Raw genomic sequence first — 13,332 nt, forward strand, 5'->3', positions numbered from 1 at the left:
TTAATATGATATTTAGCATTAACAATTTAATCATATCTGATATTATTATCACCAATTCAGTATGAAATCATTTGAAGTTTGATTTTATACTTAACCGGACATTATCAAACGGGGCGGGCAGGATGGATGACGAAATGATGTTTTCGCTCAGCTAGGGGTCGGTTCCGGCTGAGGGCGAAATGACACCCTAAGCTTTCGGTTCCTTGGGCCAAAGATATTCGCCAGTCAGTAGAATGTGCGCCCAGCCCAATGGGGATATGTGGGGAAGAAATTCAGGGGGAACATCCAACCCTTCGTTCCGCCGCTCCGTGACGGCATGACCAAGATGGACGGTATTCCAGTAAATGATCACCGCAGTCAATAAATTGAGCCCAGCGATTCGGTAGTGCTGCCCCTCTGTCGTGCGATCGCGAATTTCCCCCTGCCTCCCGATACGGAGCGCATTTTTGAGCGCATGGTGGGCCTCTCCCTTGTTAAGACCGATCTGAGCACGCCGCTGCATGTCCGTATCCAGGATCCACTCAATAATGAAAAGGGTCCGTTCAATACGACCAACTTCACGAAGCGCAACTGCAAGGTTGTTTTGTCGTGGGTAAGAAGCGAGCTTGCGCAGGAGTTGGCTGGGCCTGATTTTGCCAGCGGTCATCGTCGCGGCACAACGGAAAATATCAGGCCAGTTCGCAACGATAAGATCCTCCCGGGCTTTTCCACCTACCAACTTGCGTAACTCCCTGGGGGTCGTATCGGGATTAAATACGTACAACCGCTTCGATGGCAGATCCCTGATTCGCAGAACGAGATTGTAGCCGAGCAGGCTACTGGCTCCGAACAAATGGTCGGTGAATCCTGCTGTATCGGCATACTGTTCGCGAACATGGCGACCGACCTCGTTCATCAGTAGTCCATCGAGAATATACGGTGCCTCGCTCACGGTCGCCGGGATCGACTGACAAGCGAATGGCGCGAACTGGTCGCTTACGTGAGTATACGCTTTGAGGCCGGGAACAGAACCATATTTGGCATTGACCATGTTCATGGCTTCGCCATGCCGCGCTGTCGGGAAAAACTGACCATCGCTCGATGCTGACGTGCCCATCCCCCAGACGCGTGACATCGGCAGTTTACCCTGCGCGGCCACCACAATTGCCAATGCCTGGTTCATGGCTTCGCTTTCAACATGCCAGCGGGCAAGGCGTGAGAGCTGCCAGTAATCATGCGTGTTTGTAGCTTCCGCCATCTTACGCAGGCCCAGATTGAGCCCTTCAGCGAGCAGGACGTTGAGCAGACCGATCCGGTCGCGACATGGAGCCCCGGTTCTCAGATGGGTAAACGCATCTGTGAAACCAAGGGCTGCATCAACTTCAAGCAGCATGTCGGTAATCCGAACGGACGGCATTCGGCGATACAGATCCAGTATGAGTGCCTCGGCACCATCCGGCACGTCTGCTGTCAACCTGTCGATCCGCAACGTTCCATCTTCTATGCTACCGTGCGGAATAGTGCCGTTACGGGCAGCCCGGGCCAGCCGCTTAAGAGCGATCGTGAGTCGCGCCTTTCTGTCTGCCAGCCAATCCTGTGGGTTGGAAGGCACGGCCAGTTTTGCATTTTCCTGCGCCGCGATCATCGGCACCAGTACCTGCTTGAGGTCACCATAGCGGCGCGAATGAGCGAGCCAGACATCTCCGGAACGAAAAGCATCCCGGAGGTGAAAGAGTACCGCCACTTCCCAAAGACGGGTATCTCCTTTTTCCTGAGCTCGTAAATGACGGTTCCATTTGGAGCTGGGCCGCAGGAAACGCCTTTCTGGCGATGCAACACCTTTCATCTCTCCGATCGACAAAGCTGCTGCTACCAATGGTCCGGCGACCGGCGCGGCTTCGAGCTTCAGACAGCGCAACATGCGGGGCGCATAACGACGAAAGCGATGGTATCCCTGCCCGACATATGCAAGAGGCTCATCGGCTAGCGTGTTGCTGAGTTGAGTCCCTGTCGCTACCAGTTGAGCGAGCCGGTCCCATGCAACCGAACTGGCGACAGCCATCTCCAGCGGGGTTCCGTCACTGCGGGCCTCAAGCAACGAAGCTCCCAGCGCGGTGAAGGTACGGATCGTATCCGTGAGTGTGGCTTTAGAGCCGGAAATTGTTTCGTCATGCTGGCGCTTCGCTTCCCGCCAGGTTTTTCCTACGATCCTGTCATGGGTTTCGACTATGGCATCAGCAATCGCCGCTTCCCACTCCACAACACAGACGGCAAGGATCGCCCAGCGGCGGTCCGAAGTGATGTCACGCAAACCGTCGGTGAAGTAGCGTTCACCCTGCCGACGCAGCCGGGCAATGCGATGGGCAGGTATGCTGGCCAAAGCACTATGATTGATATTCAGGGTACGCAGAAATTCGAGCCTGTCGAGCAAACGGTTAGCAGCAGCCGAGTTGTTACCAACCTCGAAGTTGCGAAGCCAGATGAAACGACTGATATTGCCGGCGAGCATTTCACTCAGAAGTTTGTCCAGGTGATCGCGAACATCCGCTGTTAAATTTTCCGCAATCCGCGTTTCAATCCGCCGCTCAGCGGCGACCAGAGCATCCGCGCACAAGCGCTCGATTGTCGATACTGCGGGCAGAATGGTGGAAGTTTCCCGACACCGCACAATAAAACGATGAGCAAGATCCTCGTTTGATCTGGCATCTTCGGCCTGGCCGAAAGTCCACTCCCGCAGATCACGGGCACCACGGCCCGTGAAGGTCTTGTAGCCGTAAATTTCGCGCAGCGTGTCCATGTGCTGCTGACGGGTTTGGCGCCGTGTGGCATAAGTGAGAAGCGCATCAGCCGGAACTCCAAGCTGAGCACCGACGAAGGAAAGGACTTCACGCGGGATCATCTCACCAGGAGCCAGTGCACGGCCCGGATATCGTAAGGCACAAAGTTGCAGGGCAAAGCCAATCCTGTTTTCCGGTCTGCGGCGCTGCCTAATGTTTTCCAGGTCATCATCGCCCAGCGTGTAGAACTTCAGTAGCGACAGTTCGTCCGTGGGCAGATCGAACAGCGCTGCTCGCTGCCGTTCGGTGAAAATATGGCGTCGTGACATACAAATTCGTCCCTTTTGAAGTATAGTCTGTTTTGGACAACAGCCAGCCCATATAAATCAGGGCGTTCCGATACAAAAATCCAGGAGGGTTCAATTGGGACATCGTGCCGCCATTTACTGCCGGGTTTCAACAGCGGATCAGTCTTGTGAACGCCAGGAATTTGATCTGCGAGCCTTCGCCGGCCGTGCCGGCTACGACGTGGTGGGAATATTTAAGGAAACAGGTTCAGGAACTAAACTCGACCGGGCCGAGCGAAAGAAAGTCCTGGCGCTTGCCCAGTCCAGACAAATTGATGCAATCCTGGTCACTGAGCTTTCCCGGTGGGGGCGCTCGACGCTCGATCTGCTCAATACGCTACGTGAACTGGAGAACTGGAAGGTTTCCGTGATAGCCATGAATGGAATGGCGTTCGATCTTTCGTCGCCGTATGGACGAATGCTGGCGACGCTTCTTTCCGGCATTGCGGAGTTTGAGCGGGATCTCATCAGCGAGCGGGTCAAGTCAGGCCTTGCTGTTGCGAAGGCACGTGGTAAGAGGCTTGGTCGTCAGGCCGGAGTGCGACCAAAATCAGACCGACTTTTGCCTAAGGTGGTTGCGATGAGGGCCGAGGGACGCAGCTATCGCTGGATCGCACGCGAGCTCGGTATCAGCAAGAATACCGTCGCTGACATCGTGCAACGACACAGAGCTAACGCTTAGGGTGTCATTTCGCCCTCAGCCGGAACCGACCCCAGATCGCTCTTATCCAATCAGTAAGTTGCGACCACTTATTCTGGAGCCTGATGATACTGAAACCCGGCGGCATGGGCTTAAAGCCCGTCTGAAGCCTTGGACTCAGGGAGAGGAATTTGGCTGGGTGATCGATAACCCTGAAGATACGTTTGATGTGGATAATCTGGATGTGTTCGGTATTGATGGAACGGAGTTCCTGGATAATAAGGTACTTTCCAGCGTTGCTTCATTCTACCTGATCTACCGTGTCACCATGCTGGCCGATGGCCGCCGACTCCTTATCTACATGGATGAGTTCTGGCAATGGATTAACAACGAAGCGTTCAGGGATTTTGTTTATAACAAACTCAAAACCGCTCGTAAGCTGGATATGGTGCTTGTCGTAGCGACACAATCGCCGGATGAACTAATTAAATCACCTATCGCGGCTGCCGTTCGTGAGCAATGCGCAACACATATTTATCTGGCGAACCCCAACGCGAAACGTAATGAGTATGTGGACGAGCTGCAAGTCAGAGAGCTTTATTTTGACAAAATTAAAGCCATTGACCCGCTCTCTCGTCAGTTCCTTGTCGTCAAAAACCCACAGAGGAAGGGGGAAAGTAATGATTTTGCGGCTTTTGCAAGACTGGATTTAGGGAAAGCGGCGTATTACCTACCGGTTCTCAGCGCATCAAAACCCCAGCTTGAACTGTTCGATGAAATCTGGAAAGAGGGTATGAAGCCGGAAGAATGGCTTGATACCTATCTGGAACGTGCAAACCTGATTTAAGGAATCCCTATGAAAAAGCATATCGTTGCGGCACTTATCGCCTCTGTTACGGTTATTTCTGGTGCTCAGGCTGGTATTCCCGTTGCTATTGATGCAAACCCTGAATGGGCTGTCGAAGCGCAGCGCTGGACAGAACGTCTCAAACAGTGGCAGGACACGGTGAGCCACTACCAGAAACAGATCAATGCCTATAAGCAGGAGCTGCTGACCAAAACGGGCATTCGTGATGTTCAGGGACTGGTGCAGTCTGCGCAATCTGTCAGTAAGGAGCTGGAGAAGATTTACGACCAGGGGAACTCCTTCATTGATGATTACATTAAGAACCCGGAAGCCGCCCTGTCTGAGCAAGCCAGATCTCTTCTGGCCGATTATAAGGTGACAAACACCTGTAAAGGCCTGGGTTATACAGGTGACCTTGTGCGGGGCTGTGAAGCCTCGTTCCTGTCCCAACTGGCGGGGATCGAGTACGGCAATAAGCTGGAAAGTAAACTGCGTGAAGATAATCAGGAGATGGCCGATCTTATCGACCAGGTGAAGAACGCCCAGGACACGAAAGCCACGCAGGACGCGACAAACGCTGTATCTCTGGCAAGCCTGAAATTTAACAAGCTCAAATTTCAGTATGAAATGTATCGCGATAAGCAGCGCGATCTTGCAGAATACAAGGAGAAAATGTTACAGGCCGCATATCAGCAAAAACAATTAGGAGCGGTTAATACCGATACCCCTGTTGTAGACTATAAAGCGGCGTTTGATCAGCAGAGCTATGAAATGAACTGAGGAGGAATCTTGAAAAAATATGGAGTAGTTGCAGCGTTGGGGCTTACTTTCTTTCTTGCCGGGTGCGAAGAGGTTAAATCTGTAGATTGGTGGCAATCTCATCCTGACGAAGCAACTAAAAAAGTAGCTGAATGCAAAAAGTCAGGTAGTGATAGTGATAATTGCAAAAATGCTAAAGACGGTTTATTTAGATATAAGCAATTACATCCTAAGCACGTTGATTATAAAGATGCATTCAAAGATGTTTTGGGTAAAGAGGGAAGTTAAAAGGAGCCATTATGGCAACTTCTAGGTTTTTCCAAGCCGCCCATGACGTTATTGTTAAAAACATTGACCAGTCTTTGACTGGTCAATTAGATAATTTTTCTTCAATAGCGTATCAATTGGGTAAGTATGGTATTTCTATCTATATATTATGGTATGCATACACCACTGTAGTTGGTAAACAGAAAACCGCAGTTCAAGATTTTCTATGGAACTTATGTCGATTTTGGCTGATTCTTATCTTTGTCAGAAATATCGGTGGTTGGCTAGATAGTGCTAATCAGGCTATGGATGGGCTAAGGGAAACATTTGCAGGTGGTGACCCGTGGAAATGGGTTGATGAACTTTGGGAAAAAGTTCAGCAAGTGGCAGCATATCTTATGTCTAAAGATACATCTACATATGTTAAAACTGATGGCTCAATCGCAGCGATATTGACATATGCTGGCGGTATCTTAGCTCTGTTGTTGACATCTATAGTTTATCTTGCCGCTGAGGTGACGCTTAAAATGCTAGCTGTTACTGCACCTCTGTTTATTATTTGTCTGTCTTTCGGTTTTTTACGACAAATGTTTAATAGCTGGCTACAGCTAATATTTAGCTCATGCTTGATATTTCTGTTTTGCGGTTTGGCAATTAGAGCTGGGATGACTTTTTTAAATGGCATCCTGACAATATCTATAGCAAATGCAGATGAGCTAAATCTAATCTCAACTGGCGCTCAGGCCGGGGTTGCAGGTGCATTCATGGCCTGGATTATCTGGCAAGCCAAAACCTATGCTTCCCAGCTCGCAGGGGTAGGTGTTGAAGGCGCGATGCAGGGGGCAGCCGCAATGGGGATTGGTGCTGGCGTGTTCGGTGCTTCCCGTATGGGGCGCAATATGCTTGGCATGGGTAAAAATGCAGGGATAGGAGCATGGAAAGGTGTTCGCCGTCAGGATAATGGTTTTAGCCAGTCGCCTGGTGTTTCTGGCAAGCTGGGGAATCTGACCGGACAGGGAGTTAACATTGGTGCCAAGAGACTTCGACAGGCTGCTATTGATATGGCGAAAAAGAAATACGGAGGATAATTTACATGGATGCTCTTAATACAGGGTTGTGTATTCTTATTATCCTTCTTTTGATTACGATAATCTCAAGCATCTGACTATATATTCATTCCTTTGTTTAGGTAATATCAATATGAAACTACTTATCACGGCTATCGTGACGCTTTGCCTCGTCGGATGCCAGGCGTCACATAAACAACCCCCGGTATCCGGGAAAAGCGAACCTGTTAATTCAGCAGAGGTAATGCGCAATGGGGTTTAATCTTTCAGAATTAAAACTGCCTGGTTTTAACAAGAAAAAAGAAGTAACGGACTCTTCAACTACTTTTGAAGAGAGAAATGTATTGATGCAGGAGAAAATGAACCGCATTTATAAATTCGGTGGTATTGCAGGGATGGCCGTAGGTGTATTGTCTCTGCTGGCTCTGAATGGGGCGCTGCCGTTAAAGAGTACGGTTGTCGAAGCTTATCTTATTAATGGTGTCACTGGTGTTGCTGAAAGGCTGACTTCCGTTAAAAAAGAAAACCTCTCTGAAAATGAAGCACTGGCGAAATACTTTATTACTCAGTATGTGAAGCGTCGTGAAGGGTATAACTATTTCAGTCTCCAGCATGATTATGATTATGTTCTGTTATACAGCGCTGAGAATGTTGCGACGGATTACAACGCTTTAATCAACAGCAACCAGTCACCAAAGGTTATTTATAATAAAGCGGAAAAAACAGCATCCGTTCAGGATAATCCCTCCGTGATTATCAGTCCGTCATCACGGCGCGATGATAAGGATATGGGGGCATATGTCAGGTTTAAATTAACCATTCGAAATGTCGCGACAGGCCAGGATGATTATGAATACTGGAACGTCAGACTGACCTACCGTATTGAACCACAGGTCGAAATGGCATCGGGTGACCGAAATAATAACCCGCTTAAATTCGTTGTAACGAGCTATGTACGCGATAAAGAAGTGAAAGGGTGAAAACTATGAAAATGAATAAAGGAGCGCTAATTGTGGCGCTTCTGTTGGTGTCGCACGTCTGCCATGCAGCCGTTACGCCAGCAGCCAGCCGTTTCGACCCCCGTAATCAGATTGTCAGTTATAACCCGCAAAACACGACTGTTATAAACAGTGCGGTCGGCTATACAACCACACTGGTATTTGACGAGGATGAAACGGTAATCAGTGCCAGAACCGGCTTTCCCCAGGGCTGGGAAGTGAACAAAGAAGATAACCTGGTGTATCTGGAAGTTAAGCCCGTCAAACAGACAGTACAGAAGAACAGTACCGATGACAGTGGCAACCAGTCTTCAGAGGTGGTCAGTGTTGCTCTTGATCCTGAAAACGACCTGGAACGCTGGCGAACAAACCTGTTTGTTCGCACAACAAAACGTAATTACAGCATGGAGCTGAACGCCCGAACGTTCCGGCAGCCGGACAAGATCGCTTTTGTTGTTAATTACCAGTACCCGCAGGAACGCCGGAAGGAACAGGCCGAAATCGAGAAGAAACGGATTGAGGCTCTCAACAAGCGGCAGGAAGAACAGGCAATCAACCGTTCTCTTGAAAACGCGAAGTCCCCCCGGAACTGGGATTACTGGAAGCGGGTAGCTGACGGCAGCCAGTCAATCAGCCCGGATTATGCGTATGACGATGGCCGCTATACCTGGTTTGGCTTCAGCCCCCTGAAAAAAATCCCCAGCGTCTTTGTTATGAGTGGCGAACAGGAAACGCTGACTAACCCGGTAGTCAAAAACAGCGGCAGTTTCACCGTTGTTGGTGTTCCTGTAGACCAGCGTTTTGTATTGCGTATGGGAAATCAGGTTGTTGGGGTTGAAAACCGGGGCTTTGGCAAAGTCCGGCTTCCGGCAGGAGATACCGTTTCCCCGAACGTTGAGAAAGAGGTGATCCAGTGAGCGAACAGGAAAATAAAATCCCGACCGCAGTAGAAATTGAACAGGCACTACGGGAGAGACTTCAGAAAGATAATGAGCAAAACGATAAAACGGATAACGGAGAAAGTGAAGGACAACCAGTTAAACGCCTGGGTATCGAGAAGCTTAAAAAATCGCGTAAGGGGCTGGTGATTATTATCGCTGCATTTCTTCTGCTGGCCGCCGGGGTGTCGGTCTACTATATCCCGTCGATTATCCGTGCAATGTCCAGCGGTGACGAAAAGCCAGCCAGTAATGCGGTATCTACTGGTTCAGTAAAACGCGCGACAGGTCTCAGCGATGATGTTGATCCATTCAACACCAGGGCAGAACCGGCTAAGACGGAAGAGCGGAAGGAAAGCAGCGACAAAGCGGAAATGCCAACGGAAAAAGTACAACAGAACTTCAGTCGTGCGCTGGATGTGGCCTATGGAGGAAGCAGCTCTGCTTCCTCAGGTTCCGGTGGGAGTTCTTCATCGGCCAGCAATACAAGGAACGAGGAGAACGGCAGTGACAAACAGGCCGAGGTTCAGCCTGTTAACTCAGGGCAACCCGCGCAGCTTTCAAAAATTACACGCGTTCCTTATGACCCTAACCTTTTCATTCCTGAAAATACCGCGATTAAGTGCTCGCTGGACAGACGATTTATCTCTGATCTGGCTGGCAAGCTGGTCTGTACGATTAATGAGGACGTATACAGTGCAAACAGGAATGTAAAACTAATTGAAAAGGGAACTGCCGCATATCTGATGTATAAAACGGGAACGTTCAATCATGGTCAGGGAGCCGTGTTTATCGCTGCTACGAAGCTGAGAACACGCAAGGAACCTTTCATTGATATTCCGCTGATTGATACGCAGGCGGCGGGAGCGCTGGGTGAGGCCGGGGCTTCAGGCTGGATTGACACACATTTTGCAGATCGCTTTATGGGCGCGATGATGGTTGGCATGATCCCCGATGTGGCACAGGCGGCAAGCGGAGCAGCCAAAAGTAATAAAGACAATCAGACCGATTATACAGCTAACAGTCGCCAGGCTTTTGCTGATATAGCACGCGAAGCGTTTGCAAACAGTGTGAATATCCCGCCAACGCTTTATAAAAACCAGGGGGAAATCATTACTCTGATTGTTGGTCAGGATCTGGATTTCTCCAGCATCTACAAATTAAAAATGGTGGGTTCCCGGAGGTAATTTGATAACGCTGGATATCAAAGAGTTTTCAATGCTGTCAGGAATAAGGGAAAGCGAAATATACCATCATATTCGTAAGGGCATACCAATAAATGGCGTTCCTTTCCCTAAACCACTGAAACAATTCAAAACGCATCGATTTAATTACGAAGAAGTCATGCGTTTTATTGAAGATCTTAAAAGAAAAGGTGGATTATGAAGGATGCGGCGAACAGACATATTGTTTACGAAATAGTAGATGAATACTTCCACCACTGGCTTAATGAAGTTGATGGTTTAACTGAAATCGCGGTAAATCGGCCTGATGAACTGTTTGTTAAAGTGAGTGGGAAATGGCAGCAGCATGAATTAAAAATGGATTTTAAAGATTGTATGTCATTTGCAGGAGCGATTTCTGATTATCATGATGGTGGGTCGGTTACACCAGAATATCCCTTACGTTCTGTTACGCTCCCGGGAGGGGAGCGTGTACAAATAGTCATTCCCCCGGCAACGGAACGGGAAACGGTGTCTATTACAATTCGTAAGCCGTCCAGTGTGTTTATCGACCATGATACCTTTGTTAAACAGGGGTTTTACTCAAGGCTAAATCAAGGTGTTGAATTCAGGGATAAAGAAGATGAATTATCTTTAATGTTTAAAGATAATTGTTTTGAACGATTTGTCCCTGAATGTCTGGTTAAGGGTAAAACGATGGTCTTTTGTGCAGGAACGGGGGCGGGTAAAACAACCTTTGCAAATGCCTGTCTTCAGTACATACCCCATCATTTACGATGTATTTCAATCGAAGATACAGATGAAGCAAAGTTCAGGTTTCACAAAAATCATGTGAAATTGTATTACCCGTCAGAAGGGGAAAGTAGCACTGTCAGCTCCGCTTCTCTTTTACGTTCTGGTTTTCGTATGAACCCGGACAGAATCCTCATGACTGAGGTTCGCGGTGCGGAAGCCTGGGATTTTCTCAAAGGCTCAAGTTCAGGCCATGCAGGGAACCTTACAACCGTCCATGAGAGCACCCCTGAAGATGCTGTGCTTGGGCTGGTTCAGCGGTGTTATATGAACCCTGAATGTCAGAATTTACCCTACAACATTATATTGCGGAGGGTGTTAAGCAACGTCGATGTGATTATGAGTATTAAGTACATTGATGAAGAGGATCGCCGATTTGCATCGGGTATTTACTATCGTGATATTCATTTTCAGGAATACTTTGAAAAGCTGAAGGAGTGATTATGTCTCTAAAACTACCCGATAAAGGCCAGTGGGCTTTTATTGGTCTGGTTATGTGTCTTGTGACGTATTATACTGGCTCAGTTGCTGTTTACTTCCTGAACGGAAAAACGCCGCTTTATATATGGAAGAATTTTGATTCCATGTTGCTGTGGCGGATAATAACAGAGAGTAATATACGGACAGATATCAGATTAACCGCTATCCCCTCTCTTTTATCAGGTATGGTTTCATCTCTCATTGTGCCTGTTTTTATAATCTGGCAACTGAATAAAACGGATGTTGCTCTTTATGGTGACGCGAAGTTTGCCAGTGATAATGATTTAAGGAAATCGAAGCTTCTGAAATGGGAGAAAGAAAACGATACTGATATTCTGGTCGGGGCGTATAAAGGTAAATACCTGTGGTATACCGCACCAGATTTTGTATCACTTGGCGCAGGAACCCGAGCAGGTAAAGGGGCTGCAATCGGTATTCCAAACCTGCTGGTCAGGAAACATTCCCTGATTGCATTAGATCCAAAACAGGAACTGTGGAAAATCACCAGTAAGGTACGTGAAAAACTGCTGGGTAATAAAGTCTATCTTCTTGACCCTTTCAACAGTAAAACGCATCAGTTTAACCCGCTTTTCTATATTGATTTAAAAGCAGAGAGCGGGGCTAAAGACCTGCTGAAGCTGATTGAGATCCTGTTCCCGTCTTACGGTCTGACCGGAGCGGAAGCTCACTTTAATAACCTCGCGGGGCAGTACTGGACGGGGCTGGCTAAACTGCTTCATTTCTTTATTAACTACGACCCTTCCTGGCTTGGTGAGTTCGGGCTTAAACCTGTTTTCTCAATTGGTTCTGTAGTCGATTTGTACAGCAACATTGACCGGGAACTGATACTCAGTAAGCGAGAAGACCTGGAGGGAACGAAAGGACTTGATGAAAACGCACTGTATCATCTGCGCGATGCACTGACCAAAATCAGGGAGTATCACGAAACAGAGGATGAACAACGTTCGAGTATTGATGGTTCGTTTCGTAAGAAAATGAGTCTGTTTTATCTTCCGACTGTCCGTAAATGCACAGACGGAAATGATTTTGACCTTCGCCAGTTGCGCCGGGAAGATATCACTGTTTATGTTGGCGTTAATGCTGAAGATATGTCACTGGCCTATGACTTCCTCAACCTGTTCTTTAATTTCGTTGTGGAAGTCACGTTACGTGAAAACCCTGACTTTGACCCGACCCTGAAACATGACTGTCTGATGTTCCTGGATGAGTTTCCGTCTATTGGTTACATGCCAATCATTAAAAAAGGTTCGGGTTATATTGCCGGGTTTAAACTCAAACTTCTGACGATTTATCAGAATATCAGTCAGCTTAATGAAATCTATGGTGTTGAAGGTGCCAAAACGCTGATGAGTGCGCATCCCTGCCGGATTATCTATGCTGTCAGTGAAGAAGATGACGCTAAAAAGATTTCGGAAAAGCTGGGCTATATCACCACTAAATCGACAGGATCAAGTAAGACAAGCGGACGCTCGACGTCGAAAAGTAGTTCAGAAAGTGAGGCGCAGCGCGCCCTTGTGCTCCCGCAGGAGCTGGGAACGCTGGATTTTAAAGAAGAATTTATCATTCTTAAAGGTGAAAACCCGGTTAAAGCAGAGAAAGCTCTCTACTTCCTCGACCCGTATTTTATGGACAGGCTGATGATGGTAAGCCCTAAACTTACCGAGTTAACCGCCTCCCTGAATAAGACTAAAAAAGTATTGGGTGTTAAAGGGCTTAAATATCCTTCTAAAGAAAAAATGCTCTCCGTCGGTGAGCTGGAGTCAGAGGTTTTACTATGAAAAAAATGTTAATGGTCAGTGTCCTTTTTCTCTCTGCCTGTTCCTCTCCACCGGAACCGCCACAGGTTGACTGGAAACAGAATCCCGAAACGGTGAATGCACAATTAATGGACTGGCAACCGACATATTCAGTCATTAAATCAGATAAGGTTAATTCATCGTGGGTTAAGGTTATCCATGATTTCAGACCTGAAAACCGCCTTTATGATGATGCTGTTTTTTATTCTGTTGCACATTCTGATTCAGTGATTGTTGAAACCAGTAATGGAAAAGACTTTTTCACAGCTAAAAACTGGTTGAGGGCGAATGGTGCAAACGGTGTCATACAGTATCGTTATAAAATGAACTGTCTTTCTTGCCGGACTACCAGTGTTTATTTATCCCGATAACGCCGGATTAATAAAATTCCTGCAATTTTATTGAGCCGGGGTTGAACAACCGCAGGGCGTTAGTTGCCC

Annotated in this window: 12 protein-coding genes and 1 pseudogene; 12 read left to right on the forward strand and 1 reads right to left on the reverse strand. The window is 47.9% G+C overall.

The annotated features are described in order from the left end of the window. Positions 1-187: 187 nt before the first annotated feature. Positions 188-3,085 (reverse strand): Tn3-like element Tn5403 family transposase, encoded by a 2,898-nt coding sequence (locus H7R58_RS23880; RefSeq protein WP_001553819.1) that lies wholly within the window; start codon positions 3,083-3,085, stop codon positions 188-190. A 94-nt stretch (positions 3,086-3,179) separates the two neighbouring features. On the opposite strand from H7R58_RS23880, the gene H7R58_RS23885 reads away from it, so the two are divergent. The 12 genes and pseudogenes from H7R58_RS23885 to H7R58_RS23940 all read left to right on the forward strand — a co-directional run bounded on the left by H7R58_RS23885 (position 3,180) and on the right by H7R58_RS23940 (position 13,263). Next, a complete protein-coding gene (locus H7R58_RS23885; RefSeq protein ID WP_080901903.1) occupies positions 3,180-3,785 on the forward strand; it encodes a recombinase family protein in 606 nt (201 codons plus the stop codon). A gap of 34 nt (positions 3,786-3,819) precedes the next feature. Further along, positions 3,820-4,590 (forward strand): annotated as a pseudogene (locus H7R58_RS23890) (conjugal transfer protein); the annotation flags it as partial. A gap of 9 nt (positions 4,591-4,599) precedes the next feature. Further along, positions 4,600-5,370 (forward strand): type IV secretion system protein, encoded by a 771-nt coding sequence (locus H7R58_RS23895; protein ID WP_042061017.1) that lies wholly within the window; start codon positions 4,600-4,602, stop codon positions 5,368-5,370. Positions 5,371-5,379: 9 nt separating this feature from the next. After that, positions 5,380-5,637 carry an EexN family lipoprotein gene (locus H7R58_RS23900; RefSeq protein WP_001549918.1) on the forward strand — a complete coding sequence of 86 codons (258 nt, stop codon included), beginning with the start codon at positions 5,380-5,382 and terminating at the stop codon, positions 5,635-5,637. Between the two features lie 11 nt (positions 5,638-5,648). Further along, positions 5,649-6,704, forward strand: a complete 1,056-nt coding sequence (locus tag H7R58_RS23905) for a TrbL/VirB6 family protein (RefSeq protein ID WP_001549919.1) — start codon at positions 5,649-5,651, stop codon at positions 6,702-6,704. Between the two features lie 230 nt (positions 6,705-6,934). Then, complete coding sequence (locus tag H7R58_RS23910; RefSeq protein ID WP_042061021.1) at positions 6,935-7,663, forward strand: VirB8 family type IV secretion system protein; 729 nt, start codon at positions 6,935-6,937, stop codon at positions 7,661-7,663. Between the two features lie 5 nt (positions 7,664-7,668). Further along, positions 7,669-8,598 carry a TrbG/VirB9 family P-type conjugative transfer protein gene (locus H7R58_RS23915; RefSeq protein ID WP_021542862.1) on the forward strand — a complete coding sequence of 310 codons (930 nt, stop codon included), beginning with the start codon at positions 7,669-7,671 and terminating at the stop codon, positions 8,596-8,598. After that, positions 8,595-9,806, forward strand: coding sequence for a VirB10/TraB/TrbI family type IV secretion system protein (gene virB10, locus H7R58_RS23920; protein ID WP_001549922.1), 1,212 nt, complete (start codon positions 8,595-8,597; stop codon positions 9,804-9,806). The genes H7R58_RS23915 and virB10 overlap by 4 nt, the downstream gene beginning before the upstream one ends. 1 nt (position 9,807) lies before the next feature. Then, on the forward strand, positions 9,808-10,005 hold the full coding sequence (locus tag H7R58_RS23925) for a hypothetical protein (RefSeq protein WP_032672681.1): 198 nt from the start codon (positions 9,808-9,810) through the stop codon (positions 10,003-10,005). Next, positions 10,002-11,036 carry a P-type DNA transfer ATPase VirB11 gene (gene virB11, locus H7R58_RS23930; protein ID WP_042061028.1) on the forward strand — a complete coding sequence of 345 codons (1,035 nt, stop codon included), beginning with the start codon at positions 10,002-10,004 and terminating at the stop codon, positions 11,034-11,036. The genes H7R58_RS23925 and virB11 overlap by 4 nt, the downstream gene beginning before the upstream one ends. A 2-nt stretch (positions 11,037-11,038) precedes the next feature. Then, positions 11,039-12,874, forward strand: a complete 1,836-nt coding sequence (locus H7R58_RS23935) for a type IV secretory system conjugative DNA transfer family protein (protein WP_032309849.1) — start codon at positions 11,039-11,041, stop codon at positions 12,872-12,874. Beyond that, a complete protein-coding gene (locus tag H7R58_RS23940; RefSeq protein ID WP_001549927.1) occupies positions 12,871-13,263 on the forward strand; it encodes a cag pathogenicity island Cag12 family protein in 393 nt (130 codons plus the stop codon). The genes H7R58_RS23935 and H7R58_RS23940 overlap by 4 nt, the downstream gene beginning before the upstream one ends. Positions 13,264-13,332 lie beyond the last annotated feature (69 nt).

Source organism: Klebsiella sp. WP4-W18-ESBL-05 (assembly GCF_014169075.1).
Taxonomy (GTDB): Bacteria; Pseudomonadota; Gammaproteobacteria; order Enterobacterales; family Enterobacteriaceae; genus Kluyvera; species Kluyvera ascorbata_B.

Bases quoted from the DNA above. Each gene is read 5' to 3' on its own strand.
- H7R58_RS23880 (WP_001553819.1), bottom strand. From the start codon at position 3,085: ATGTCACGACGCCATATTTTCACCGAACGGCAGCGAGCAGCGCTGTTC.
- H7R58_RS23895 (WP_042061017.1), top strand. From the start codon at position 4,600: ATGAAAAAGCATATCGTTGCGGCACTTATCGCCTCTGTTACGGTTATT.
- H7R58_RS23905 (WP_001549919.1), top strand. From the start codon at position 5,649: ATGGCAACTTCTAGGTTTTTCCAAGCCGCCCATGACGTTATTGTTAAA.
- H7R58_RS23910 (WP_042061021.1), top strand. From the start codon at position 6,935: ATGGGGTTTAATCTTTCAGAATTAAAACTGCCTGGTTTTAACAAGAAA.
- H7R58_RS23915 (WP_021542862.1), top strand. From the start codon at position 7,669: ATGAAAATGAATAAAGGAGCGCTAATTGTGGCGCTTCTGTTGGTGTCG.
- virB11 (WP_042061028.1), top strand. From the start codon at position 10,002: ATGAAGGATGCGGCGAACAGACATATTGTTTACGAAATAGTAGATGAA.
- H7R58_RS23935 (WP_032309849.1), top strand. From the start codon at position 11,039: ATGTCTCTAAAACTACCCGATAAAGGCCAGTGGGCTTTTATTGGTCTG.
- H7R58_RS23940 (WP_001549927.1), top strand. From the start codon at position 12,871: ATGAAAAAAATGTTAATGGTCAGTGTCCTTTTTCTCTCTGCCTGTTCC.